We start from the raw sequence: 24460 nt of genomic DNA on the forward strand, positions 1-24460 counted from the left end.
CGATCAAAGCGTTTCGCGGATGCGGAATGAAAGCAGTCTAGGAACGTCAAAAATTCGCAACAATTTCAAATTTTGCGGATAGCATTGCCGAAAAGGCAACGCACCCATCAATCGCATCCCCGGAGAGTTCGTCATGCTGCACGGCATCGCCTTGCGCTATTTCGTCGAGGTCGCGCGCACCGGCTCGCTCGCCGCCGCCTCGCAGACGCTGCACGTGGCCGTCTCGGCCATCAGCCGCCAGATCGGCAAGCTCGAAGAGGACGTCGGCACGCCGCTGTTCGAGCGCATGCCGCGCGGCATGGTGCTCACGGAGTCCGGCGAGCGCCTCGCCGCGCACGCACGCCGCGCGCTGCTCGAAGGCGACGCCGTGCTCGCCGAGATCGCCGCCGCCAAGGCGCTCGGACGCGGCATCGTGCGCGTCGGCTGCACGGAAGGCTTCACGCGCTCGTTCCTGCCGAGCGTGCTCGCGCGCCATCACGCAGCCGTGCCGCACGTACAGTTCATGTTGCGCGCCGGCACGCCCGCTCAGGTCGAGCACTGGGTCGCGGCGGGCGAAGTCGATCTCGGCCTCGCGTTTTCGGGCGGCGATCCGGCGAAAGTGCGCGTGGAATACACCGCGCGCGCGAGCGTCTGCGCGCTGCTCAATCCGGCGCATCCGCTCGCGCAACGCGCGTCGCTCACGCTCGCCGATCTGCGCGACTATCCGGTCGCGCTGCTCGAACGCGGCAACACCGCGCGCCAGTTGCTCGACGAATGCTGCGCGCGCCAGGGCGTCCAGCTCGCACCGATCCTCACGAGCAACAATTCGAGCGCGCTGCATGCATTCGCCGCGCTCGCGAACGCCATCACGCTCGGCAGCCGCCTCTCGCTCGCGGGCCTCCAGCATCTGAGCGACGATCTCGCGCTGGTCGCGCGCCCCATCGACGAACCCGAGCTGAGCCAGCGCAGCCTCTGCATCACGACCATGCGCGAGCGGCGCCTGTCGTCGGCGATCGAAAGCGTGTTGAAAGCGCTGATCGAGGCGATCGAAGCGGCTGCCTGAATGCGCCGCCGAATTCGGCACGGCAAACGTTTCGTCCCTAAAAATGGCGCCGATCCGGAAGATCGCAAACGATTTGCGAAATGTCATGCGCGGCGCATCGCGCGCCTTCAGTTCCCATCCGGCGCGCCGATAAACAGGTCGGGAAGGCGGCCATGCATCGCCTTCCCGCCATGCACCTGGCGCCGGCGACGCACGCGATCGCGCCGGCCCGCCACGGAACGGAGACCGCTCCATCTGGAGCCGCACGGGAAATCAGGAAAACGTGAAGCGACTATCGTTGAAACAGAAGGCGTGGAGCATCGTCGCGCTGTTGTGGATCGCCCTCATCGTGCTGGTCGTGGTCAACGCGATCATGACGCGCACCGGCATGCTCGAAGACCGCAAGGCGTCGCTCGCGCAGCAGACGCAGACCGCGCTCGGCACGGTCGCTTACTTCCAGAAAGAAGCGGCGGCGGGCCATCTGTCCGTCGACGAGGCCAAGCGCCAGGCCATCGCCGCGCTGCGCGGCATGCGCTACGGCGCGGACCAGAGCGGCTATTTCGGCATTTACGACAGCGCGGTGCTCGCGCTGCTCGTGCCGCCCAAGCCCGAACTCGAAGGCAAGAGCCAGGCGAACATGACCGATCCGAACGGCACGCCGGTCGCCGCGGAGATCGTCAAGAGTTCGTCGGCGGGCGGCAATCACTTCAGCACCTACGTCTGGCCCAAGCCGGGCCACAGCAAGCCGGTCGGCAAGATCACCTATGCGGACGTGGTGCCCGACTGGGACTGGCACGTGTTCACGGGCGTCTACGTGGACGATATCGACGATGCCTTCTTCGCCTCGCTGCTGCGCAATCTCGCGCTCGTGATGCTGATCGGCGCGGCGCTCACGCTCGGCATGTTCTGGCTGATCCGCAGCATCCGCGCGAGCCTCGGCGGCGAGCCCGATTATGCGGCCGACATTTGCGAGCGCATCGCCTCGGGCGATCTCACGGCGCGCGTGCAGGTCGCGAGCGGCGACGATCGCAGCCTGCTGCATGCGATGAGCCAGATGCAGCGTCAGCTCGTCGATACGGTGCAGCGCATTCAGACTTCGGCGGAATCGATCACCACGGGCGCGCAGCAGATCGCCGCGGGCAATCTCGATCTTTCCTCGCGCACCGAGGAGCAGGCCGCTTCGCTGCAGGAAACCGCCGCGAGCATGGAACAGCTCACGACCACGGTGAAGCACAACACCGACAACGCGCGCCAGGGCAACACGCTCGCCGTCAACGCGTCGGACGTGGCGGCGCGCGGCGGCGACGTGGTGCGCCGCGTGGTGCAGACCATGCACGATATTTCGGAAACCTCGAAGCGCGTCGAGCAGATCATCGGCGTGATCGACGGCATCGCGTTCCAGACCAACATTCTCGCGCTGAACGCCGCCGTGGAAGCGGCGCGCGCGGGCGAACAGGGACGCGGTTTCGCGGTGGTCGCGGGCGAGGTGCGCACACTCGCGCAACGCAGCGCGGGCGCGGCGAAGGAAATCAAGGAACTGATCGGGCAGTCGGTCGCGCAGGTGGTGGAAGGCTCGAAGCTCGTCGACGAAGCGGGTTCGACGATCGACGAAGTGGTCCAGCAGGCGCGCCGCGTGGCCGATCTGATGGGCGAGATCGCGGCGGCGTCCGAGGAGCAGCACACGGGCATCGAGCAGGTGAACCGCGCCGTTTCGCAGATGGACGAAGTCACGCAGCAGAACGCGGCGCTGGTAGAAGAAGCGTCGGCGGCGGCGCAGTCGATGGCCGCGCAATCGAACGGTTTGCGCGACGTGGTGGCGGTGTTCCGCATCGGCTCGCAGACGGCGATGCACGCGAGCGCGCCGACAACGCCAACGCAGCCCGCACGCCAGGCGCGCGGTGCGCAAGCGGTTCGCAGCGCGCCGGTTGGCGGGAAATCCGCGAAATCCGTGCAAGCCACGCCAGCCCCGCAAACCGCGAAATCGAACGAAGTGCTGAAGCGTCCGAATCTCGCTGCGAGCGCGAAAAGCGTCGGTGCAACGAAGGCTGCTTCGCCTGCCTCCTCGCCCTCGCCCGTCGCCGCGACTGCGGGCAGCGATGAGGACTGGGAAACGTTTTAAGCCTTTTAAGTCTCGCGTGAGCGCTTCACGAATCGCTCACGCGATCAACGCAAAACACCCATAAAAAAAGGCGCACGCTTCACGGCGTGCGCCTTTTTTATCGTCCGCATCGAGCGGATCGATACCTCATGCCTCGCGCCGCGAACGCATCCATTGCGCGAACGTCACGCACTCCTGCGCGAGCTCCACGCCTTCGATGCGCGTCCAGCTATAGTGCGCGTCGGGCGAACCCGGCAGCGGCTGCGGCTCGGCGAACTCCACGCGCGCCATGCCCGGACGGTACGCCTCGTTGGGCCAGAACACCGGCATGATGCGCCGCCCTTCCATTTCCTCGCGCAGCGCCGACGGACCGCCTTCGTCGGTCACGACGTCGCATTGCGCGTCCCAGTCGTGCGCGTCCCACGCGAGAAAGACGCCCGGATTGCCCGACGCGTCGAACGTGAGCACGGCGTTCTGCTCGGGCCGCCAGTAGTATTCGACGAGCCGTTCGCGCTGCGCGAGCGCGTGCAGCGCGTCGTTGGTGCGCCGGTCGGCGTAGATCGCGCCCACGCCGTGCACGCCGATATGTCCGCGCCCCGCGCAATGCTTCTGCTGCGCGTTGGCGAGCGCGTGCGCGAGCTTGCGCGTCATGCCCGGGTCGGACTTCTTCAGGTAGAAGTGGATGAGGCCCGCGTTGAAGGCGTCCACGGCATGCGACTCGTCGGCGGTGCCGGTCAGCAGGATGCGCGTGCAGTTCACGTCCTTCACCGAGTCGAGGAATTCGAGGCCGTCCTGGCCCGGCATGTCGTAATCGACGACGATGGCCGCCACTTCCTCGAAGCGCGAGGCGTCGGCGAGCGCGTCGTGACCGAGCGCATTGCCGCCTTTCTTTTCGAATTCCGACCACGCCTCGCCCGACATCGGGCTATGGGCCGCGCCGCGCGCGCCGCGCTGTTCGATAAACGCACGCGCCTCTTGCTGCGAGGTGAAGAAATGATGCGTGGGCAGGTTCGGAAAGAGACCGCGCAACGCGTGCAGGAAATCCGCGCTGTCGTCGAGAAAGACCACGGATACGGGGTAAAAAACCGGCTGTCTGACGATGGAACTCATGTATTTGCCTCGGTGAACGCGCCGTCATGCGCCGCGCTTTCACGTCTCGTGCTCGAAGAACAGATGCGATGGCGGCAGGAGCCTCGCGCGGGCTCCGGCATTACGGCAAGCTGCACCGCCTTGCCGCCGCCCGGTGATTATGGGGCCTCGCGGGCGCACTCGGCAACCATTCGGCCAGCGCCAGGCCACGCCGCTGCGCCGACGCCACAACCCCGGCTCCATGCGCGATCGCGCAGAAAACGTTTGCGCGCATCGCCATTGCGCGCCAATCCAGCCAAACCTTCGAGCGCCGCCTCGAGTATGTGGCCACAGCGGTATTGGCTGCCGGGGAACGCGCACAGAATTGGGGGCATGTCTTCAAACATCGAAGACATGCGCGGCCGCCGCAAGCGGCCATTCCGATCTGGAGTCAATCGCATGAATGCCCGTGAATCGATCCCCGCAGTGCTCTCCCGTGGCGCCAACGGATTTTCCGACGAAATCATGGAGGCTAAGCCGAGCAAGACTTTCCATCACGTCATCGATATTTATCTCAAGGACTCGAATGCTTTCATGAACACGTATTTCGCCCGCTATTTCGAGTGGCAGGGCATTTGCCGCGAGCGCTGGTTCCACGAATGCATCCATAACAATCTGCTCGCGGCGGGCGGCGTCTTCGTGACGAAGCGCGCGCATCAGGAATATGTGCAGGAGACGTTTCCGTTTCAGCGCGTCGACTGCTACATGAACACCTTCCAGGTGCGCCAATGCTCGGCCTATCTCGTGTTCCGTTTTTGCGTGGACGGACGGCCCGTTTCGCTCGGCTACCAGCAGATTCTCTTTGCCGGCACCGACAAGCGGATTCGCCGTTTCCCGCCGGGGATCATCGAGCGCGTCAAGGAATACGAGCTCGTTCTGCCGACCAGCGCGAATTGAGCGCGTCCGGTGCTTCGTTCGCCGCGCCAGGAAAGCGGCAACGCGGCGGCATGCTGTCTGAAACCGAGGCAGGCGGTCATCCGGTAGAAACTGCCGGATACGCTCAGCCCGCGTAGTCCTGCCCCGCCGTGCGGCGGGGCTTCCCCGGCGACTCGTGCAGCGCGCGGTCCGCCGGGGAACCCGGCTCGGGCAGTTGCAGCGTGAAGGTGGTCGCGAGCCCCGGCACCGACTCGCAGACGATCGTGCCGCCCAGCGCGTCGGCCACGCGGCGGCAGAACGCCAGCCCCATGCCCGCGCCCTTGCCGTGCGATTTGGTCGAATAGAACGGCTCGAAGATATGCGGCAGCACATCGGGCGCGATGCCCGGGCCGCTGTCCGTGAAGCGCAGCACGCAGTAGCCGTTCTCGCTCGCCGCGCTGATCTCCACGCGCCCCGCGCCCACCGCGTGAATCGCGAACAGCGCGTTCTTCAGCAGATTGAACAGCACGAACACGACCAGCGAATCGGAGCCCGAAAAGCACAGTTGCGGATCGATGGCCTCGACCTGCACCATCTCGCGTTCGCCGGGCCGGAACGGAAAGCGCTCGAGCGCCGCGTTGACGCACGAGCGGATCGGAAAGGCCTCGAAGCTGCGCCGGTCGAGCCGGTCGAGCGTAAACGACGCCAGCGACATCTCGACCACCGTGCTGGTGCTGTCGACCTGACGGCGGATCGAGGTGGCCAGCGTCGACAAACGTTCCGACTGCCCCGGATACAGTCCATCGACGCAAAGCTGGTGCTGCACCGCGAGCTGATAGCCGCGCATGAGTTCGGGCAGCACGTTGCCGATTTCCTCCGCATGCATGCCGATGGCCGCGAGCGGCGTGGCCACTTCATGCGCCACCGTGGCGGCGAGCAGATACGGCCGCATGAGCCCGTAGCGCACGATGGTGACGGCGAGAATACCGAGGCTCACGGCGATGAACACCGCGCCCACCGGATAGAACGCGATGCCGTAATTGACCGCGTAATCGGTCGCCGCCACGCCATAGAGCCCGAGGCTCAGCAGGCACAGATCGAGCAGCTTGCGGCGGTCGCGCGCCTCGGTCTGGCGTCGCGCCGAGAGCAGCAGCCAGCCGCTGCGCAAGGCGAGCAGCACGGTCTGCGCGACGTGCAGCGGATGCAGCAGTCCCGCATGCGGATACTTGCCGAAGAAGAACGTGCCGTAGCCCGACACGACTTCGTCGCTGACCGCGAGCAGCATCGCGAGCACGACGCTCAGCCCGTACGACGCGAGCAGCAACGGCCGTTCGCTGCGCCGCGCGCTCACTTCGATCACGAAGTGATAGAACGTGGTGGGCAGGAACAGGATGAAGAGATAACCGAACTTGACCAGCACGCCCGCCAGTTCGGGGTCCGAGGTCTGGAACAGGAATGCCCACGTGCCTTGCCAGACGAAGGTGGTCGCGCACATCGATGCGAACGGCACCGAGAGCCGCGTGACGCCTTCCGTCAGCAGTACGTACACGCCGAATCCGAGAAACAACGCGGACACGAACGCGGGCAAGATCGAGTACATAAAAATATGTCGCGTGGGTTTTTGTTTTTGCTGAACGGCGCACGGCGCGGACTCAGCGTGCATCGCACATCGTTTCCTGCGCAACCTTCGCGCCCGCTCCGTACGCGCATCATGCACGCCCCGGCGTGATGCCGCGCGACGATGCGCGTTCGCGCGTGGCGCCCTGGCCGCGTCTCCCGTTGACGGGATATCCCCGTGCGGCCCGTTCCGTTTGCTGCCTGATTGCGTAATTGACTGCGTGCCTGACTGCGAGTTCGCTTGCGAGTTCGCTTGCGAGTTCGATTGCGTGCCGGATTGCGCCATTGAGCCGCTTCGAGCGGCGCCCCGGAATCTCGCTCGCGGGCCGGGCCCGCCGCCTTCATGCACGCCGCATCGGCCACGGCGCGCGCCGTTCGAACTCCGCGATTATCGCCGGGATCGTCGCCTTCTGTATGAAATATTCCCGCGTTCCGCGCGCCGGATGCCGCGCGGGCTGGCGCTTTGATGCGCGACGGGTCAGGTTCGCGATAACCGGCCTTTTATGCCGCCGCGTGCACCCCGCCCGCGAAGCGGCGGCGGTACTCGGCGGGCGTCACGCCGACGTGTTTGAGGAAGGCGCGGCGCAGCATGTCGGCGTTCGCGAAACCGCAGCGCGCGGCCACGCGCTTGGGCGCTTCGTCCTGCGTGTCGAGCAGCGCGCGCGCCGCGTCGACGCGCGCCGTCTCCACCCACGCGGCGGGCGTCACGCCCACTTCGGCCTGAAAGAGCCGCGCGAAATGGCGTGGACTCAGGTTCACCCGCGCGGCCAGTTCCGGCACGCGATGCGGCAACTCCGGATTCGCCGCCACCCAGCGCTGCAATTCCTGTAACGCCGAGCGCCCGGCCGGCTGCGTCTCGCCCTTGCGGCTGAATTGCAGCTGGCCGCCGGGCCGCTTGAAGAACATCACGAGCTGACTGGCCACGCGCAGCGCGATCTCGCGCCCGAGATCCTCCTCGACGAGCGCCAGCGCGAGATCGAGCCCCGCCGTCACGCCCGCCGCCGTGCGCAGCTTGCCGTCGCGCACGTAGAGCGAATCGGGCTCGATGACCACGCCGGGACACGCCTGCGCAAGCGCGTCCACGGACGCCCAGTGCGTGGTCAGCCGACGCGATTCGAGCAGGCCGCTCGCGGCCAGCGCGAACGCGCCCGTGCAGACCGAGCCGAAGCGCCGCGAGCGCGCCGCCGTGGTACGCAGCCAGTCGCGCACGCGCGGCGCGAGCTGCTGGGTGGCGGCGTCGGGCGCGCCGGCGACGAGCAAGGTGTCGATGCGCTCCGTCGTCTGCCCCGCCACCGCGTCGGGCAGCAGACGCGCGCCCGACGAACTGCGGATCGGGCCCGCGCGGCACGCGATCACGCGCAGGTCGTAGAACGCGCGGCCCGACTCCGTGTTGGCCTGGGCGAAGACGTCGAGCGGGCCGCTCACGTCGAGCAGCTGCACGCCGGGCAGCGCAAGAATGGCGACGATTCTGGGCATGAGGATCGGGCTCCGGAGGGCACGCGGGCGCTATGTCCTGATTCCGCGTGAAATGGCAGAAATCGACGTTCTCAGTCGAATCAGGACAATGCTAGCACAGTCCACAATGACTTCCACACCCACCCGACGGAGTCCCGCCATGAGCCTCGAACTCGCAGACGTTGCCATCCCCGATAGCCAGCTTGCACGCGAAATCACCGAATTCGTGCGCGATACCGAATCGCCCTTGCTGTTCAACCATTCGAGCCGCGTGTATTACTTCGGCGCGCTCGCGGGCCTCAAGCGCGAATTGAAGTTCGACCGCGAACTGCTCTATGCGGGCGCGATGTTCCACGACGTCGGCCTCACGCATGCGCATAGCAGCGCGCACGAGCGCTTCGAAGTGGACGGCGCGAACGCGGCGCGCGACTTCCTGCGCGCGCGCGGCATCTCGCAACAGGATATCGATCTCGTGTGGACGTCCATCGCGCTTCACACCACGCCTGGCATCCCTCAGCACATGCATCCGGTGATCGCGCTGGTGACGGCTGGCGTCGAAATGGACGTGCTCGGCCTCACGTATCACGAGTACAGCCACGCCGAGCGCGACGCCGTGGTGCACGCGCATCCGCGCACGCCGCATTTCAAGGAAGACATCATTCAGACCTTCTACGACGGCATCAAGCACAAGCCCGAGACGACCTTCGGCAACGTGAAGGCCGACGTGCTCGCCGACAAGGACCCGCATTTCCACGCAGGCAACTTCTGCAGCGTGATCCGCTGTTCGGCTTGGGCCGCGTGAAGTCCTCGTGAAGTTCTCGTGAGGTTCGCGTGAATAAAAAAAGCGCGCAGCCGGTGAAGCCGGCGCGCGCCTGTTTGCATCGGCGATGCTCGTTATGATTCGCGGCTTCAGATTGGCGCGCGAGCGAGCGCCTGTCTGCGTGCGATCACGATGCCCAGCGCGCCGCACGCCGCCAGCAACGCGAACGCAAAACCCGCCACCGAAGGCCACTGGCCCTTCTGCCAGAACCAGCCGCCCCACGAACCCAGCACGCTCGATCCCAGGTAATACGCCAGCAGATAGAGCGACGTGGCGTGCCCCTTCGCGCCGTCCGCGAGTTGCCCGACCCAGCCGCTCGCGACCGAATGCGTCGTGAAGAAGCCCACGGTCAGCACCACGATGCCGATCACCACCAGCGCCAGCGCGCTCGACAACGTGAGCGCCAGCCCGACGGCCGCGACGATCACGCCGCCGATCAGCACCGGCGCGCGTCCGCAGCGATCCGCGAGCGCGCCCGCCGCCGACGCCGCCACGATGCCCGCGAAATACGCGCAGAAGATCATGCCGGTTTGCGTCGCGCTCAGATCGAACGGCGGCGCGAGCAGACGAAAGCCCGCGTAGTTGTAGACCGTCACGAACACGCCCATCGCGAGGCAGCCGGTGGCGAACACGGCAGGCAGCGTCGATGCGGACAGATGCTTGCGCCACAGCGCGACATGATGCGCGGGGCTCAGATCGGCGCGGCGCACGAAGTGGCGCGACGCGGGCAGCAGCGCGAAGAACGCCAGCGCCGCGATCACGTCGATCACCCCGATCGTCAGCATGGCCGTGCGCCATGACAGATGCTCCGCGAGCCAGCTCATGCCGACGCGCCCGATCATGCCGCCGAACGCGGTGCCGCCCACGTACAGCCCCATCGCAAGACCGAGGCCGCCCGCGGAGATTTCCTCGGCGAGATAGGCCATCGCCACCGCCGGGACGCCGCCGAGCGCGAAGCCTTCGAAGGCGCGCGCGATCAGAATGCCGTGCCACGACGGTTCGAGCGCGGCGATCACGTTGAAGAGCGCGGCCAGTGTCATCGATACGAAGATCAGACCGCGCCGTCCGACGCGCTCGGACAACGCGCCTGCGCAGAGGATCGAGATCGCGAGCAGGCCCGTCGAGAGCGAGAGCGCGAGCGAGCTTTGTGCCGCGCCGATATGGAACTCGCTCGCGAACACGGGCAGCAGCGGCTGCACGCAATAGAGCAGCGAGAACGTCGCGAAACCGGCGAGGAACAACGCGATGCTGATGCGCCGGTACGCGGACGAGCCGGGATCGACGCCCGTGCGGGTGGGGGCTGGCGAAGGTGCGGATGAAGCGGCCGGCGACGCGCGGCGCGTCGCGGCGAATTGGGTGTTCATGATGACGGAGCCTCGCGGCAAGCTGCAATGACGAGGCAAATTGTCCCGCCGCGTCGTTATACTGTCCAATATATGGAACTGGCTAACGCGATATGTTTTAGCACTGGCTCGCCAGCACATCCGTCACGCGCGTCACGCCTGAGCACGCCCACCGGAACCCGAGGCATCGCATGGAACTCCGTCATCTGCGCTATTTCGTGGCCGTCGCCGCCGAACGCAACTTCACCCGCGCCGCCGAAAAGCTCGGCATCGGCCAGCCGCCGCTGAGCCAGCAGATCAAGAGTCTCGAACGCGAGCTGGGCGTCGAGCTGTTCGTGCGCACGCCGCAAGGCGCCGCGCTCACGCAGGCAGGCGAGGCGTTTCTGGTCGAGGCGCGCCGCGTGCTCGACGACGCCACGCGCGCCGCCCAGGCCGCGCAACGCGCGGCGCGCGGCGAGTCGGGACAGATCCGCATCGGCTTCACCGGCTCGGCGGCGTTCAATCCGCTCGTGCCCACGCTGATCCAGCGTTACACGCAGCGCTTCCCCGCCGTGCAGCTCACGCTCGACGAAGCCAACACGCCGATCCTCGTGCAAGGTCTCGCCGAAGGCCGTCACGATGCCGTGTTCTTCCGCCCCGGCCGCACGACGCTGACCGAGCTGGACGGCATCGCGGTCCAGCGCCTGCCCGACGAGCCGATGAAGATCGTGCTGCCCTCGGCGCATCCGCTGGCCGCGCGGCGGCGGCTGCCGCTGGCCGCACTCGCCAACGAGCCCTTCGTGCTGGTGCCCGGGCCCGCGGGCATCACGCTGAACGAGGAAATCGTGCGCGCGTGCGCCGAAGCGGGCTTCAGTCCGCGGCTCGCGCAGCCCGCGCCGCAGATCGCGTCGGTCGTGAATCTGGTGGCGGCGGGCCTCGGCGTGTCGATCGTGCCCGCCGCCATCGCGCAGGTGCAGGTCAAGGGCGTGCGCTATCTTGACGTGACCGGCGTGCGCATGAGCGCGAAGCTCTCGCTCGGCTGGCGCGAAGGCGATACCTCGGCGACGCTTCGGCAGTTCGTCGCGCTGGCGCAGCACGCCGGACGCGACTGAAGCCGTCAAGCCGGGCGCGTTCGGCCACGTCACGCACCAAGCCCGCGCCGCGACCCGATGCTATGCTTGACGCCGCGCATTCCCGCAGACAGGCACATCTCCGAAGGGGCCGGGCACGATGCAGCGCAGCGCGCAGGACACCGCGAACCGCACGCCGGTGCGCGTTCTCTCCAGCATGATCATGAAGCGGCCGCATCTCGTGGTCACGCTCTGCTTTGGCGTGGCGATGCTGCTCGTCGCGCTCGTCGGCCTGCGCCAGCTCTACAACATGACGCGCTACGACCTGCAAAGCCGTCTGCGCGATCTGCAGGTGCGCGCCGTGGGCGTCGACGCGCTGATCGAAGCCGAGCGCCGCCGCCTGACCTTCCTGCGTAATTACGCCGAACACGTGCTCGCCGCCGCGCCCGAGGCGCGCGGCAGCATGCTCGACCCCGCCGTGCAGCGCGCGCTGCAAGCCAGCACGCAAGTCGCCTGGCAGACGACCGGCGAAGTGAACGGTCCGCCCGTGTTCGGCACCAACGCCGCGACGCTCGCGGGGCTGCCCGGTTTTCATCGCGACGACGTCGACCTGCCCGGCGACATCGCGCTCGCCCGCGCGATCAGTCCGCTCGTGGACATCAGCCAGCACGCCGACGCCGTGCAAAGCACCGTCGCCTTCATCTCGACGAACGGCGTCTTCGTGATCTCGCCCGAGCAGCACGGCATGAGCGTGCCCGCGCTGCTGCGCCGCTTCAGCAGCATGAACTACTATCGCGGCCAGCTTCCCGACCGCAATCCATCGCGCGACGTGCTCTGGACGCCGGTCTATACGGGCCTGCAAAAAGGCGAGGCCATCTCCACGCTCAGTGCGCCCATCTATCTGAACGACCGTTTTCGCGGCGCGGTGGTCATGGACATCACGCAGTCGCGTCTGCTCTCGCTGCAACTGGCGACGGCCGACCCCGGCGACGTACTGGAAAACGCGCCGCCCGTTGAATTCGGTCTCCTGAACAATAACGGCAACGTGGTCTACTTTCGCAACGGCGTGCTCACCGAGGAACGCCCGCGTCGTTTCAGCCTCGCTCTGCTGCAGATCGCGCGCGACTCCACCGGGCGCTGGATGCAGCGTGGCTCGGGCTATATCGAGCGGCGCGGCGATTACCTGCTGTATCAGCGCATCGGCCAGACGCACTGGATGCTGATGGCCGCCACCGACGACCGCGAACTCACGCTCGCCGCCGCGCGCCGCGTATTCAGCAGCCCGCTGATCGCCGCGTGGGCCGTGCTGGTCTTGCTGCTCGTCGGCACGCTTTTTATCGTCAAGAATATCTTCGGCAATTATGTGGAGGCGAGCGGACGGCTCGAAACGCTCGCGCGCAGCGACCCGCTCACGGGCCTCGCGAATCGCCGCCGCTTTCAGGAGGCGTTTGCCGAAACCGTCGAACGCGCGCAGCGCGCCGACGATACGCGTGACACGCAGGACGCGAACATGCCGAATGCAGGCGCCGCGTCCGATCGCTCCGCGCTCGCCGTGCTGATGCTCGACATCGACTACTTCAAGCGCGTGAACGACCGCTACGGCCACGCAGCCGGCGACGCCGTGCTCACGCTGCTCGCGCAGATCCTGCGCGCGAACCTGCGCGGCGTGGACGTGCCCGCGCGTCTCGGCGGCGAGGAATTCGCGGCGCTGCTGCCGGGCGCCGATCTCGCGACCGCCAGCGCCGTGGCCGAGCGCGTGCGACTCGCGGTCGAGGTGCACGCGCAACATCTCGCCGGGCCCGCGAGCGCGGCGCATCCGGAAGCGATTCCGTTCACGGTGTCGATCGGCGTGGCGGTCTGTCCCGCCGACGGCCCCGCGCACTACGAACCGCTGCTGCAAGTCGCCGACCGGCGGCTCTACGTCGCGAAGGAAAGCGGGCGCAACCGCGTCGTGATCGCCGATCCGCAGACGCTCGGCGCGTAGCGCGGGCGTCACTTCGCGAACCCAGGCGGCATTCGGTTCCACCATTCGGGGCGCCACGCAGGGCGCGATTCAGCGTTCGCATTCATGCACGAATTCGCGCGCGCATTCGCGGGCAAATTCATGCGCAACGAATCGCCTGAATCGCCCGCGCCGCACTCGCCCCGCACTCGCCCCGCACTCGCTCGCGCTTCGGCGCGCAGTGCCGCATCGGCCCAACGCGAAAACCGCTAACATCGGGCGCAACGCTTTTCCCTCGCGTGCGCTCCCCGCATGAAACGACGACTGACCGCGCTGACGACGTTCTGTCTCGTGGCGCTTGCCCTCTCGGCAACGCTCGCGGCGGTGACGTATGCGTCCGACGCCGTCGTCGAGCGCAATCAGCGCCAGCAGGTCGACGAATATTCGCGCCGCGCGCTGATGCGCGCCGAACTCGTCACGAACGACGCCGTCGCCGCGTTGCGGGCGCTCACGAGTCTCGACAACACGCCGTGCACGCCCGCCCATCTGCAGGCGCTGCGGCAGACCGAGGAGCAGTTCCGCTACATCCGCAACGTGGCCTGGACCGACGGCGAGACCATCCGTTGCTCGTCGCTGCACGGCAACGTCGCGCGCACGCTGCCGCCGGCCGAATGGTCGTATGGCGCGGATTTCAGCGCGTGGCATTCGGAAATCGGCAAACGCGGCAACGAACTGCGCATGCTGAGCATCCGTCTCGGCGCGCATATCGTGGTGATCGATCCGCGCTTCTATCTCGACATCGTCCCGCTCGACGACACCATCGAACTCGCGCTGCTCGAATCGGGCGACGGCACGATCATCGCGCGCTGGCCGCGTGCGAATGCCGAACTCGTGCAGGCCGCCTTCACGCGCGAGGGCGGCAAGCCCTTTTTCGCAAAGCGCTATTACGTGGTCGAACGCTCGCGCCGTTATCCGATTGCGGTGATCGCTTACGAGCCCGCCGACCGCGTGCGCCCCGACATGCTCGCGCAACTCAGGCTGTTCGCCGTGCCCGCGCTGCTTGCGAGTGGCTTCCTGACCTGGCTCGTACTGCGCTGGCGGCGCAAGCTGCGCACGCCGCGCAGCGCCCTGCTCGAAGGCATCCGGCGGCGGCAGTTCGCGGCGTGGCTGCAACCGATCGTCGATCTGCAAAGCGGACGCTGCGTGGGCGCCGAGGCGCTGGTGCGCTGGACGCTCGAAGACGGCACCGTGATCTCGCCCGACAGCTTCATCCCGATGGCCGAATCGCTCGGTCTGATCCACGCGATCACCGACCGCGTGATCGAGTCGGTGTTCGAGGGCGTGGGCGCGCTGCTCGCGAAGCGCCGCGACATGCACGTGTCGATCAACCTCACGCGCGACGACCTGACTTCCTCGCGCGCGCTGCAAACGCTGCAAAGCGGCTTCGCGAAACACGACGTGCACCGCGACCAGATCTGGTTCGAATGCATCGAACGCGCGTTCATCGACGCGAGCGAGACCGCGCCCGTGCTGCAACGCTATCGCGACGCGGGCCACAAGATCCTCATCGACGATTTCGGCACCGGCTATTCGAGCCTGTCGTATCTGCAGGACTTGCCCGTGGACGGCATCAAGATCGACAAGGCCTTCGTCAACGCGCTCGCGACCGGCGCGGAAGTCAACGCGATCGTGCCGCACATCATCGGCATCGCGCACGAGCTCGGGCTGATGATGATCGCCGAGGGCGTGGAGGTCGAGCAGCAGGCCGAGTATCTGCGCGAGCGCGGCGTGCAGTTCGCGCAGGGCTGGCTCTACGCGAAGGCCATGCCCGCCGCCGAGTTCGCGCGCTGGGTCGCGGCCGCGCAGACGTCCGGGCCGTCCCCGGCGAAGCGCGAGGACGAAGCGGCGGCGCACGCCGCGCCGCGCGCCTGATCCGCGCCTCATTTCCAGCATATTGACCACAAATTCCAACTTAGTGGATAATGCGTCCACTATGTCAGAACACAGCCCGACCGACACCGGCATCAACGAGCGCATCGCCCAGCGCGTGCGCGAATTGCGCGCGGCGCGCGGCTTCACGCTCGAAGCGCTGGCCACGCGCAGCGGCGTGAGCCGTTCGATGATCTCGATGATCGAGCGCGGGTCAGCCAGTCCCACGGCGGTCGTGCTCGAGAAACTCGCGTCGGGTCTCGGCGTATCGATGGCGAGCCTGTTCGGCGGCGCGAGCGAGTCCGCGCCCGCCGAACCGCTCGCGCGCCGCGACGCCCAGAGCCAATGGCGCGACCCGCAGTCGGGCTACACGCGCCGCAGCCTCTCGCCGGCCAACTGGCCCTCGCCCATTCAGCTCGTCGAAGTGGACTTTCCGCCCGGCGCGCGCGTGGCCTATGAAACCGGTAGCCGCGAGCACGTGTTTCATCAGCAGGTCTGGCTGCTCGAAGGCCGCCTGAATGTCGAACTCGGCGATCAGTTGCACGCGCTCGAAGCGGGCGACTGCCTCGCGATGCGGCTCGACCAGCCGCTGATTTTCAGCAATCCGGCTTCCCAGCCCGCGCGCTACCTCGTCGCGATTTGCGACGCGCGCGGCAGTTGACACGGCGCGGCGTCGCCGAATTTTCATCACGCTTGCACAGGAATCCTTATGAATACCGAATCGCCGCGCGACAGCGTGAAGTTCATCGAATGCACCGAGGCTGAGCACGCGGGCGCCATTCTCGAGATTCTGAACGACGCCATCGTCAATTCGACCGCGCTGTACGACTACAAGCCGCGCGCGCCGGAAGCGATGCGCACGTGGTTCGAGGTCAAGCGCGCGAACGGCTTCCCGGTCGTGGGCGCGGTGGACGAAGCCGGCACGCTGCTCGGCTTCGCGAGCTGGGGCGCGTTCCGCCCGTTCCCGGCCAACAAGTACACGGTCGAGCACAGCGTCTACGTGCATCGCGACTCGCGCGGCCTCGGGCTCGGCGAGCGCCTGCTGCGCGAGCTAATCCGCCGCGCGCAGGAAAAGGAATTGCACGTGCTGGTGGGCTGCATCGACGCCACGAATGCCGCGAGCATCGCGCTGCATACGCGCCTCGGCTTCACGCACTCGGGCACGATCAAGGAAGTCGGCTTCAAGTTCGGCCGATGGCTCGACGCGGCGTTCTACCAGCTCAATCTGGCCACGCCCGCACAGCCGGTGGACGGCTGAATGCCGGACCTCGCCGGCGCGAACGGCTGATTCGCGGCGGCGGGTTTGCTGAGCACGGCGCTGTCGTAGCCGCGGCCCGCGAAGCGCACGACATCGACGAGACTGAAACCCTGCGCGCGATAGAACGCAATCAGATCGGCGGCCGGAAACGGCGTGTCGAGCGCGAGTTGCGTGCAGCCGCGCGCGGCGGCCCAGTGCGACGCGAACGCCAGCAGCGCACGGCCAATGCCGCGACTCTGCCACGTCGGCTCGATACCGAACTGATGCACCGACGCCACGCCGCGCGAACGATACTGCTCGCAAGGCGATGCGCCGTCGCGGCCCTCGATGGTCAACGTGCCGACGATCCGCCCGCTGCACACCGCCACGAAACAATCGCCCGCCAGCGCGCGCTGACGCGTGGCGCCCGCGCCCTGATCCGCGCACGCGCAATGCAGCCCGAGCGACGCAAGCCGCGCGAAGGCGCGGTGCAACAGTTGCGTAAGCTGCTCCCACGAATCGCGCTGCGGATCGAAGCGCCGCAGCACCAGACGGCCCATGCCGGGCGGCGTGCAGACAATGCGCTCGTCGCGTTCGTCTTGAGCTTGCGGGGCGCGGCGCGTGGACATGGCCTCTCCTGTCGTTGTGCTGAACCGAAGTCTAGGGTCGGCCCCGGCATGCCTCAAGCAAAAATCCCGTAAAAATCGTGGCGATTCGCGTGAATATCGCATGTTTTTTATCGCGCAAATTATTACGGCATCCGAATTAAATAATTCAACGCCAACCGATTCATCCGTCGATGAGACAATAGCGCCACCCGACCACACGGAGAACGACAATGGCGCACGGCGAACACATGTACACAGTGAAAGTCCAATGGACCGGCAATCGCGGCAGCGGCACGAGCGGCTATCGCGACTATGACCGCGACCACCTGATCGAATCGGCCGGCAAGCCCGCCATTCCCGGCTCGGCCGATCCCGCGTTTCGCGGCGACGCCGCGCGCTGGAATCCGGAAGATCTGCTCGTCGCGTCGGCGAGCGCCTGTCACAAGCTCTGGTATCTGCATCTGTGCGCCGACGCGGGCATCGCCGTGCTCGATTACGTGGACGAAGCGCAAGGCACCATGATCGACACCGCCGAGGAAGGCCGCTTCAAGGAAATCGTGCTGCATCCGCGCGTGACGATCCGCGCCGGCGACGACCGCGCGCGCGCCGAACATCTGCATCACACGGCGCATGAGAAGTGCTACGTCGCGAACTCGGTCAATTTCCCGATTCGCTGCGAGCCGGTCATCGTACAGGCGGACGCGTAAGCCGGGCGATCACGCCCGCGCGCTCGCAAGATAGGCGTCGAGGCCGCTCGCGAGCGCATCGAACACGGCCTTGCAGCGGCGATTGCCGCGCAGGTCTTCGTGCATCGTGATCCACACCGGCAGGCGGATCGCGAACGCGCGCGGCAACACCCGCACGAGCGCGGCGTCGCGCCGCGCGATGCCGACCTGGCACGCGCCGATGCCGCAACCGGCGCGGATCATCGCGAACTGCGCGACGTCGCTGTCGGTGCGCAGCGCGAACGCCTCGCGCTTCCAGAACGGCCACTTGCGCGTCGCCTCGCGCACGAAGGGCGTGACCGTGTCATAGCCGATCAGCGCGAACTGCGGGAGGTCGGCGAGCGTGCGCGGCGTGCCGCTGGCGTCGAGATAATCGGCGCGCGCGTGCAGCCCCACTTCCGTTTCGCCGATCCGCCGCGCGATCAGCATCTCCTGCTGCGGCTGCGTCATGCGCACGGCGATATCCGCTTCGCGTTGCAGCAGATCCTGCACGCGGTTGGTCGCGACCAGTTCCACGACGAGTTCGGGATGCGTGCGCCGCAGTTGCGCGAGGACCGGCGGCAGCACTTCGATGCCCACCACTTCGCTCGCCGAGACGCGCACCACGCCGCGCATGCCGTCGCCTTGCCCCGCCGCCGCACGTTCGAGCGCGGCCGCCGTGGAGCGCATGGCTTCGGCGTGGCCGCGCAATGCGCGCGCCGCTTCGGTCGGCAAAAAGCCTGCGGGCGAGCGCGTGAAGAGCGGCTGGCCGAACGCGGCTTCGAGCGCGACCACGTGCCGCCCCGCCGTGGGCTGCGTGATGCCGAGCGCGCGCGCCGCGCCCGAGAGCGAGCCCTCGGTGAGCACCGCGAGGAAGGTCCGGTAGAGTTCCCAGTTCAGATTCGAGGCCATACAGAAATGTATAGCCGATCGACCATCTTCGGTAATTTTTTATGATCGCCGATCCGCGCAGAATGCAGCCATCGAATCCACAACGGAGAACGGCAATGGCGGCAATTCCTGACACGGCGCGCACCGCACTGGTGCTGGGCGCGAGCGGCGGCATCGGCGGCGAAGTGGCGCGCCAGTTGCGCGGCGCGGGCTGGCAGGTGCGCGCGCTCAAGCGCAACCTCGGCGGCGCGGCTGGCGAGCACGGTTCGCGCGACGCGGACGGCATCGACTGGATCGAGGGCGACGCGCTGGACCGCGCGGCCGTCCTGCGTGCGGCGCAGGGCTGCGCGGTGATCGTCCACGCGGTGAATCCGCCCGGCTACAAGCGCTGGGCCGAAGTCGTCCTGCCGATGATCGACAACACGCTCGCCGCCGCGCGTGCCGTGGGCGCGACCGTCGTGCTGCCCGGCACGGTCTACAACTTCGGGCCGGAAACGCTGCCGCGCGTCGCCGAGGATGCGCCGCAGCAGCCGCGCACCCGCAAGGGCGCGATCCGCGTGGAGTTGGAGCGGCGCATCGAGGCGGCCGCCGCGCAAGGCACGCGCGCGATCATCGTGCGCGCGGGCGACTTTTTCGGTCCGCGCGTGGGCAATAGCTGGCTCGCGCAGGGCATGGTGCAGCCCGGACGGCCGGTGCGCACGGTGCGCGAGCCGGGGCGGCCGGGCATCGGCCATACGTGGGCCTACGTGCCCGATGTGGCGCGCACGATGGTCGAACTGATCGAACAGCGCGCCGAACTCGCGCCGTTCGCCCGCTTTCACATGCAAGGCCACCGCGACGCCGATGGCACGCAGATGGCCGCCGCGCTCTGCCGCGTCGCCGAACGGCACGGGCTCGCGGCGCGCCGCAAGCCCTTCGCCTGGCCGCTGGTCTGGATCGGCGCGCTGTTTTCGACCACGCTGCGCGAGATGCTGGAGATGCGTTATCTGTGGCGCGAGACGCTCGAACTCGACAACGCGCGCCTCGTGCGCACGCTCGGCCGCGAGCCGCATACGCCGCTCGATACCGCGCTGGAGGCCACGCTCGCCGGGCTCGGCTGCCTGGGCGCGCCGGTTGCGGCGCTCGCGGCGGGGCATTGAGGGGTTTTCATCGCGCTGTCATCGCGCCAAGTCGAGCGATATCGCGCCCTATCGCGTTCCGGCACGTTTTGGCGCGGCTTCCCTGCGCAAGCATCGGAAAGCTCGCGAAAGCGCTGGGAAGCGATGGAGCACCCTCAACGCACCGTCAACGCACCCTCAACGCACCATCAACGCGCCCCTAACGCCCCCATAAACACCCGCCTCGCGCGCCGCGCCGCGCTGGCTCGCGTACAATGCGCCCCGTCCCTGCAAGTACCTGAGATAGACGGAGAAGTCTGATGATTATCGAACCGCGCGTTCGCGGCTTTATTTGCGTGACGGCGCATCCCGCCGGCTGCGCAGCCAACGTGGCCCAGCAAATCGAATATGTGAAAGCCAACGGCGCCATCGCCAACGGCCCGAAACGCGTGCTCGTGATCGGCGCGTCGACGGGCTACGGCCTCGCCGCGCGCATCTCGGCGGCGTTCGGCAGCGGCGCGGCCACGCTCGGCGTGTGCTTCGAGCGCGCGGGCAGCGAAACGCGCCCCGCCACCGCCGGCTGGTACAACACCGCCGCGTTCGAGCAGTTCGCCGCGCAACAGGGCCTGTACGCCCAATCGATCAACGGCGACGCATTCTCGACCGCCGTGAAGGACGCCACGATCGAGACGATCAAGCGCGATCTCGGCCAGGTCGATCTCGTCGTCTACAGCCTCGCCGCGCCGCGCCGCACGCACCCGGTCACGGGCGACGTGCACGCCTCGACGCTCAAGCCGGTCGGCCAGACGCTGCGCATGCGCGGCGTCGACACCGACAAGGAAATCGTCAAGGAAACCGTGCTCGAAGCCGCCTCGCAGGCGGAAATCGACGGCACCGTGGCTGTGATGGGCGGCGAAGACTGGCAGATGTGGATCGACGCGCTGCTCGACGCGGGCGTGCTCGCCCCCGGCGCGAAGACCACGGCGTTCACGTACCTCGGCGCGGAAATCACCCACGACATCTACTGGAACGGTTCGATCGGCGCGGCCAAGAAGGATCTCGACCAGAAGGTGCTCGGCATGCGCGAGAAACTCGCGGCGCATGGCGGCGGCGACGCGCGCGTGTCGGTGCTCAAGGCCGTGGTCACGCAAGCCAGCTCGGCGATTCCGATCATGCCGCTCTACCTCTCGCTGCTGTTCCGCGCGATGAAGGAAAACGGCTCGCACGAAGGCTGCATCGAGCAGGTCTACGGTCTGTACAAGGACTCGCTCTACAACGCCGCGCCCGTGCTCGACGACGAAGGCCGTCTGCGCGCCGACTACAAGGAACTCGCGCCCGAAATCCAGGCGCAGGTGAAGGCCGCCTGGGATCAGGTGAGCGCGGAAAATCTCTACGAGATCACCGACTTCGCGGGCTACAAGGCCGAGTTCCTGCGTCTGTTCGGCTTCGGTATCGAAGGCGTGGATTACGCCGCCGACGTCAACCCCGACGTCGCGATTCCGGGTATCCAGCAGCTTTAATCGGCACGATCAAAGTTGGTACGCACGGCGCGTCAGCGCCGCGCGGCGCCTCGCTCAATGCGAATGCCGGGGCACCTCCGCGCCCCGGCAACCCACCAGAAAGTCGAAATCGCAGCCTTCGTCGGCTTGCAGCACGTGCTCGACATAGAGCTTGCGATAACCGCTGCCATCGGCGGGCAAGGGCTGTTGCGCCGCGCGCCAGGCGTCGAGCCGCGCGGTTATTTCGGCATCCGTAATATCGATACGCAGCGTGCCGTGCTCGCAATCGAGTTCGATCCAGTCGCCGTTCTGCACGATCGCCAGCGGTCCGCCCGCGCGCGCTTCGGGCGCGACGTGCAGCACCACCGTGCCGTACGCCGTGCCGCTCATACGTGCATCCGAGACCCGCACCATGTCGGTCACGCCTTGCGCGAGCAGCTTGGGCGGCAAGCCCATGTTGCCCACCTCGGCCATGCCCGGATAGCCCTTCGGTCCGCAGTTCTTCATCACGAGCACCGAATCGGCGGTGACGTCGAGATCGGGATCGGCGATACGCGCCTTGTAGTCGTCGAAATTCTCGAACACCACCGCCCGTCCGCGATGCTTCAAGAGCTTCGCCGTCGCCGCTGAAGGCTTGAGCACCGCGCCGTTCGGCGCGAGATTGCCGCGCAGCACGCACAGGCCGCCGTCGTGCACCAGCGGTTCGCCGAGCGGTCGAATCACTTCCTCGTTGAAATTGGGCGCCTCGCGCACGTTCTCCCAGATCGTCTTGCCGTTCGCCGTGAGCGCGTCGGGATGCGGCAGCAGCTTCGCTTCGCCGAGACGTCTGAGCACCGCCGGCAAACCGCCCGCGTAATAGAACTCCTCCATCAGAAAGCGGCCCGAAGGTTGCAGATCGACAATGGTCGGCGTGCCGCGCCCGATGCGGGTCCAGTCGTCGAGTTCGAGCGGCACGCCGATGCGTCCCGCGATCGCCTTCAGATGAATCGCCGCATTGGTCGAGCCGCCGATCGCCGCGTTGGTGCGAATCGCGTTCTCGAACGCCGCGCGCGTGATCAGCTTCGAGAGCCGCAAATCTTCGATCACCATCTCAACGATTCGGATTCCTGACATCTGCGCGAGCACGTAGCGCCGCGCGTCCACGGCCGGAATCGCCGCGTTATGCGGCAGCGACACGCCGAGCGCCTCGGCCATGCACGCCATCGTCGACGCGGTGCCCATGGTGTTGCAGGTGCCCGCCGAACGCGACATGCCCGCTTCCGCCGACATGAATTCGTGCAGCGAGATCTTGCCCGCCTTCACCTGCTCGCTCAGTTGCCACACGACCGTGCCCGAGCCGATGTCGCGCCCCTCGTGCTTGCCGTTGAGCATCGGCCCGCCCGTCACGACGATGGCGGGCACATCGCAGCTCGCCGCGCCCATCAGCAACGCGGGCGTGGTCTTATCGCAGCCCACCAGCAGCACGACGGCGTCGACCGGATTGCCGCGTATCGCTTCTTCCACATCCATCGATGCGAGATTGCGCGTGAACATCGCCGTGGGCCGCAAATTCGATTCGCCATTCGAAAACACGGGAAATTCAACGGGAAATCCGCCCGCTTCATAAACACCGCGCTTAACGTGTTCAGCGAGCTTACGAAAATGCGCATTACACGGCGTAAGTTCGGACCACGTATTGCAGATGCCGATAATCGGCTTGCCCGCGAACTCGTGATCCGGAATGCCCTGGTTCTTCATCCAGCTTCGATACATGAAGCCGTTCTTGTCCGTGGTGCCGAACCACGCGGCTGAGCGCAGGCGCGTCTTACGAGTGTTCATGGCGTGACCCACTTAGTGAGAAAGTCCCATAAATAGCATGACTATATAAGTCGCGAGGATCGGGAAAACGCTAATAAAAACCGCAAATAGCGTCGCATATAGTTTGGCTATTCAAATTGCAGGCGAACGGCTGCCGGTCTCCAACCGGCGGCGTGGGATGGCGCGAACATACTCGTGACACTGTCCGGCCGTGATGGACGCGGGTGTAGCGCCATGAATTAAAAAACTACAGAGCTACACATCGGAGACACGCATGAAATTCGCTACACGTATGGTGAGCGGGCTCGTCGCTGCAGCGGCGGCTTTCTCGATGGCCGCGGGCGTCGCCCACGCCGAAGATAAACAGATTACGCTCGGTTTCGCGCAGGTGGGGGCCGAAAGCGCCTGGCGCACGGCCAACACGGTGTCGGTGAAAGCCGCCGCCAAGGACGCCGGCATCAATCTCAAGTTCTCCGACGCACAGCAAAAGCAGGAAAACCAGATCAAGGCGATTCGCTCGTATATCGCGCAGAAAGTCGATGTGATCGCGTTCTCGCCGGTCGTGGAATCGGGCTGGGAGCCGGTGCTGCAGGAAGCCAAACGCGCGAAGATTCCGGTCATTCTCACGGACCGCAACATCGACGTGAAAGACCAGTCGCTCTACGTGACGATGATCGGCTCGGACTTCATGGAAGAAGGCCGCCGCGCGGGTAAATGGCTCGAAGATCACTACAAGAGCAACCCCGGCCCGATCAATATCGTCGAGTTGCAGGGCACAGTGGGTTCGGCGCCCGCCAACGACCGTCATGCCGGTCTGATCGAGGTGATCAAGAACGATCCGAAGTTCAAGATCATCGCGTCGCAAAGCGGCGACTTCACGCTCGCGGGCGGCAAGCAGGTGATGGAAGCGTTCGCCAAGACGTATGGCAACAAGATCAACGTGGTCTACGCGCATAACGACGATATGGCGCTCGGCGCGATCCAGGCGATGGAAGAAGCCGGCATGAAGCCGGGCAAGGACGTGAGCGTGGTGTCGTTCGACGCGACCAAGGGTGGCTTCGAGGCGATGATCGCGGGCAAGATGAACGTCGACGTGGAATGCAGCCCGCTGCTCGGGCCGCAACTGATGTCGGCGGTGAAGGACATCGTCGCGGGCAAGCAGCTGCCCAAACGCATCGTCACCAACGAAACGGTGTTCCCGATGGACGTGGCGGCGCAAGTGCTGCCGTCGCGCAAGTACTAAACTTCACGCGAGTTTGTAGCCAGTTCGAAGCGAAATTGAAGCGCAGCAGGCTGTACCAGGTAGCAAGCGATCATTGAGCGCGGAAGTTACGCGCCCGGCGCGCGTCACGTGCATGGCGTGATGCGCG

Annotated in this window: 20 protein-coding genes; 13 read left to right on the top strand and 7 right to left on the bottom strand. The window is 66.6% G+C overall.

Features of this window, described 5'->3' with window-relative positions:
- The first annotated feature begins 133 nt into the window (after positions 1-133).
- Positions 134-1042, top strand: a complete 909-nt coding sequence (locus SB764_RS02390; RefSeq protein WP_065063849.1) for a LysR family transcriptional regulator — start codon at positions 134-136, stop codon at positions 1040-1042.
- A 262-nt stretch (positions 1043-1304) separates the two neighbouring features.
- On the top strand, positions 1305-3140 hold the full coding sequence (locus SB764_RS02395; RefSeq protein ID WP_234775132.1) for a methyl-accepting chemotaxis protein: 1836 nt from the start codon (positions 1305-1307) through the stop codon (positions 3138-3140).
- A gap of 126 nt (positions 3141-3266) precedes the next feature.
- Here SB764_RS02395 and SB764_RS02400 read toward each other — a convergent pair whose 3' ends face one another.
- Positions 3267-4187, bottom strand: a complete 921-nt coding sequence (locus tag SB764_RS02400; RefSeq protein ID WP_260400282.1) for a response regulator — start codon at positions 4185-4187, stop codon at positions 3267-3269.
- Positions 4188-4646: 459 nt separating this feature from the next.
- On the opposite strand from SB764_RS02400, the gene SB764_RS02405 reads away from it, so the two are divergent.
- A complete protein-coding gene (locus SB764_RS02405) occupies positions 4647-5144 on the top strand; it encodes an acyl-CoA thioesterase (RefSeq protein WP_065063843.1) in 498 nt (165 codons plus the stop codon).
- A 103-nt stretch (positions 5145-5247) separates the two neighbouring features.
- Here the strand turns inward: SB764_RS02405 and SB764_RS02410 are convergent, their stop codons facing one another.
- Together SB764_RS02410 and SB764_RS02415 are read right to left on the bottom strand one after the other, a co-directional pair.
- The gene (locus SB764_RS02410; RefSeq protein ID WP_065063840.1) at positions 5248-6702 is read right to left on the bottom strand and encodes a sensor histidine kinase; all 1455 of its coding nucleotides are present in this window, start codon (positions 6700-6702) and stop codon (positions 5248-5250) included.
- A gap of 518 nt (positions 6703-7220) precedes the next feature.
- Positions 7221-8195, bottom strand: coding sequence for a GlxA family transcriptional regulator (locus tag SB764_RS02415; RefSeq protein ID WP_065063838.1), 975 nt, complete (start codon positions 8193-8195; stop codon positions 7221-7223).
- A gap of 139 nt (positions 8196-8334) precedes the next feature.
- Between SB764_RS02415 and SB764_RS02420 the strand changes: the two genes are divergently transcribed.
- On the top strand, positions 8335-8976 hold the full coding sequence (locus tag SB764_RS02420) for an HD domain-containing protein (RefSeq protein ID WP_065063836.1): 642 nt from the start codon (positions 8335-8337) through the stop codon (positions 8974-8976).
- Between the two features lie 107 nt (positions 8977-9083).
- On the opposite strand, the gene SB764_RS02425 is transcribed toward SB764_RS02420, so the two are convergent.
- On the bottom strand, positions 9084-10358 hold the full coding sequence (locus SB764_RS02425) for an MFS transporter (protein ID WP_410862524.1): 1275 nt from the start codon (positions 10356-10358) through the stop codon (positions 9084-9086).
- Positions 10359-10528: 170 nt separating this feature from the next.
- Here SB764_RS02425 and SB764_RS02430 point away from each other — a divergent pair, with 170 nt between their 5' ends.
- The 5 genes from SB764_RS02430 to SB764_RS02450 all read left to right on the top strand — a co-directional run bounded on the left by SB764_RS02430 (position 10529) and on the right by SB764_RS02450 (position 16515).
- Entirely contained in the window at positions 10529-11428 is a 900-nt protein-coding gene (locus SB764_RS02430) for a LysR family transcriptional regulator (RefSeq protein WP_065063832.1), read from the top strand.
- Between the two features lie 118 nt (positions 11429-11546).
- Positions 11547-13370 carry a diguanylate cyclase gene (locus SB764_RS02435; RefSeq protein WP_322004987.1) on the top strand — a complete coding sequence of 608 codons (1824 nt, stop codon included), beginning with the start codon at positions 11547-11549 and terminating at the stop codon, positions 13368-13370.
- A gap of 270 nt (positions 13371-13640) precedes the next feature.
- On the top strand, positions 13641-15260 hold the full coding sequence (locus tag SB764_RS02440; RefSeq protein WP_410862527.1) for an EAL domain-containing protein: 1620 nt from the start codon (positions 13641-13643) through the stop codon (positions 15258-15260).
- A gap of 61 nt (positions 15261-15321) precedes the next feature.
- Positions 15322-15918: a helix-turn-helix domain-containing protein gene (locus SB764_RS02445; RefSeq protein ID WP_065063826.1), complete on the top strand. Its 597-nt coding sequence runs from the start codon at positions 15322-15324 to the stop codon at positions 15916-15918.
- A gap of 48 nt (positions 15919-15966) precedes the next feature.
- Positions 15967-16515 (top strand): GNAT family N-acetyltransferase, encoded by a 549-nt coding sequence (locus tag SB764_RS02450; protein WP_074983274.1) that lies wholly within the window; start codon positions 15967-15969, stop codon positions 16513-16515.
- On the opposite strand, the gene SB764_RS02455 is transcribed toward SB764_RS02450, so the two are convergent.
- Positions 16470-17123: a GNAT family N-acetyltransferase gene (locus SB764_RS02455; RefSeq protein WP_410862529.1), complete on the bottom strand. Its 654-nt coding sequence runs from the start codon at positions 17121-17123 to the stop codon at positions 16470-16472. The genes SB764_RS02450 and SB764_RS02455 overlap by 46 nt on opposite strands.
- Positions 17124-17332: 209 nt before the next feature.
- Here SB764_RS02455 and SB764_RS02460 point away from each other — a divergent pair, with 209 nt between their 5' ends.
- Positions 17333-17809 carry an OsmC family protein gene (locus tag SB764_RS02460; RefSeq protein ID WP_065063820.1) on the top strand — a complete coding sequence of 159 codons (477 nt, stop codon included), beginning with the start codon at positions 17333-17335 and terminating at the stop codon, positions 17807-17809.
- Between the two features lie 9 nt (positions 17810-17818).
- On the opposite strand, the gene SB764_RS02465 is transcribed toward SB764_RS02460, so the two are convergent.
- Entirely contained in the window at positions 17819-18718 is a 900-nt protein-coding gene (locus tag SB764_RS02465; protein WP_065063818.1) for a LysR family transcriptional regulator, read from the bottom strand.
- Between the two features lie 95 nt (positions 18719-18813).
- Between SB764_RS02465 and SB764_RS02470 the strand changes: the two genes are divergently transcribed.
- Together SB764_RS02470 and fabV are read left to right on the top strand one after the other, a co-directional pair.
- A complete protein-coding gene (locus tag SB764_RS02470) occupies positions 18814-19836 on the top strand; it encodes an NAD-dependent epimerase/dehydratase family protein (RefSeq protein ID WP_065063816.1) in 1023 nt (340 codons plus the stop codon).
- Positions 19837-20114: 278 nt separating this feature from the next.
- Positions 20115-21314 carry an enoyl-ACP reductase FabV gene (gene fabV, locus SB764_RS02475; RefSeq protein ID WP_321870177.1) on the top strand — a complete coding sequence of 400 codons (1200 nt, stop codon included), beginning with the start codon at positions 20115-20117 and terminating at the stop codon, positions 21312-21314.
- Positions 21315-21368: 54 nt separating this feature from the next.
- On the opposite strand, the gene SB764_RS02480 is transcribed toward fabV, so the two are convergent.
- Complete coding sequence (locus SB764_RS02480; protein ID WP_110327113.1) at positions 21369-23111, bottom strand: IlvD/Edd family dehydratase; 1743 nt, start codon at positions 23109-23111, stop codon at positions 21369-21371.
- Between the two features lie 271 nt (positions 23112-23382).
- Between SB764_RS02480 and SB764_RS02485 the strand changes: the two genes are divergently transcribed.
- On the top strand, positions 23383-24333 hold the full coding sequence (locus SB764_RS02485) for an ABC transporter substrate-binding protein (protein ID WP_373681598.1): 951 nt from the start codon (positions 23383-23385) through the stop codon (positions 24331-24333).
- Positions 24334-24460 lie beyond the last annotated feature (127 nt).

Source organism: Paraburkholderia sp. SIMBA_027, from assembly GCF_046535315.1.
Taxonomy (GTDB): Bacteria; Pseudomonadota; Gammaproteobacteria; order Burkholderiales; family Burkholderiaceae; genus Paraburkholderia; species Paraburkholderia tropica.

Excerpts from the sequence above, each read along its gene's own strand:
- SB764_RS02390 (WP_065063849.1), top strand. The coding sequence starts at position 134 with ATGCTGCACGGCATCGCCTTGCGCTATTTCGTCGAGGTCGCGCGCACC.
- SB764_RS02405 (WP_065063843.1), top strand. The coding sequence starts at position 4,647 with ATGAATGCCCGTGAATCGATCCCCGCAGTGCTCTCCCGTGGCGCCAAC.
- SB764_RS02410 (WP_065063840.1), bottom strand. The coding sequence starts at position 6,702 with ATGTACTCGATCTTGCCCGCGTTCGTGTCCGCGTTGTTTCTCGGATTC.
- SB764_RS02415 (WP_065063838.1), bottom strand. The coding sequence starts at position 8,195 with ATGCCCAGAATCGTCGCCATTCTTGCGCTGCCCGGCGTGCAGCTGCTC.
- SB764_RS02420 (WP_065063836.1), top strand. The coding sequence starts at position 8,335 with ATGAGCCTCGAACTCGCAGACGTTGCCATCCCCGATAGCCAGCTTGCA.
- SB764_RS02425 (WP_410862524.1), bottom strand. The coding sequence starts at position 10,358 with ATGAACACCCAATTCGCCGCGACGCGCCGCGCGTCGCCGGCCGCTTCA.
- SB764_RS02430 (WP_065063832.1), top strand. The coding sequence starts at position 10,529 with ATGGAACTCCGTCATCTGCGCTATTTCGTGGCCGTCGCCGCCGAACGC.
- SB764_RS02435 (WP_322004987.1), top strand. The coding sequence starts at position 11,547 with ATGCAGCGCAGCGCGCAGGACACCGCGAACCGCACGCCGGTGCGCGTT.
- SB764_RS02440 (WP_410862527.1), top strand. The coding sequence starts at position 13,641 with ATGAAACGACGACTGACCGCGCTGACGACGTTCTGTCTCGTGGCGCTT.
- SB764_RS02445 (WP_065063826.1), top strand. The coding sequence starts at position 15,322 with ATGTCAGAACACAGCCCGACCGACACCGGCATCAACGAGCGCATCGCC.
- SB764_RS02450 (WP_074983274.1), top strand. The coding sequence starts at position 15,967 with ATGAATACCGAATCGCCGCGCGACAGCGTGAAGTTCATCGAATGCACC.
- SB764_RS02455 (WP_410862529.1), bottom strand. The coding sequence starts at position 17,123 with ATGTCCACGCGCCGCGCCCCGCAAGCTCAAGACGAACGCGACGAGCGC.
- SB764_RS02460 (WP_065063820.1), top strand. The coding sequence starts at position 17,333 with ATGGCGCACGGCGAACACATGTACACAGTGAAAGTCCAATGGACCGGC.
- SB764_RS02465 (WP_065063818.1), bottom strand. The coding sequence starts at position 18,718 with ATGGCCTCGAATCTGAACTGGGAACTCTACCGGACCTTCCTCGCGGTG.
- SB764_RS02470 (WP_065063816.1), top strand. The coding sequence starts at position 18,814 with ATGGCGGCAATTCCTGACACGGCGCGCACCGCACTGGTGCTGGGCGCG.
- fabV (WP_321870177.1), top strand. The coding sequence starts at position 20,115 with ATGATTATCGAACCGCGCGTTCGCGGCTTTATTTGCGTGACGGCGCAT.
- SB764_RS02480 (WP_110327113.1), bottom strand. The coding sequence starts at position 23,111 with ATGAACACTCGTAAGACGCGCCTGCGCTCAGCCGCGTGGTTCGGCACC.
- SB764_RS02485 (WP_373681598.1), top strand. The coding sequence starts at position 23,383 with ATGGTGAGCGGGCTCGTCGCTGCAGCGGCGGCTTTCTCGATGGCCGCG.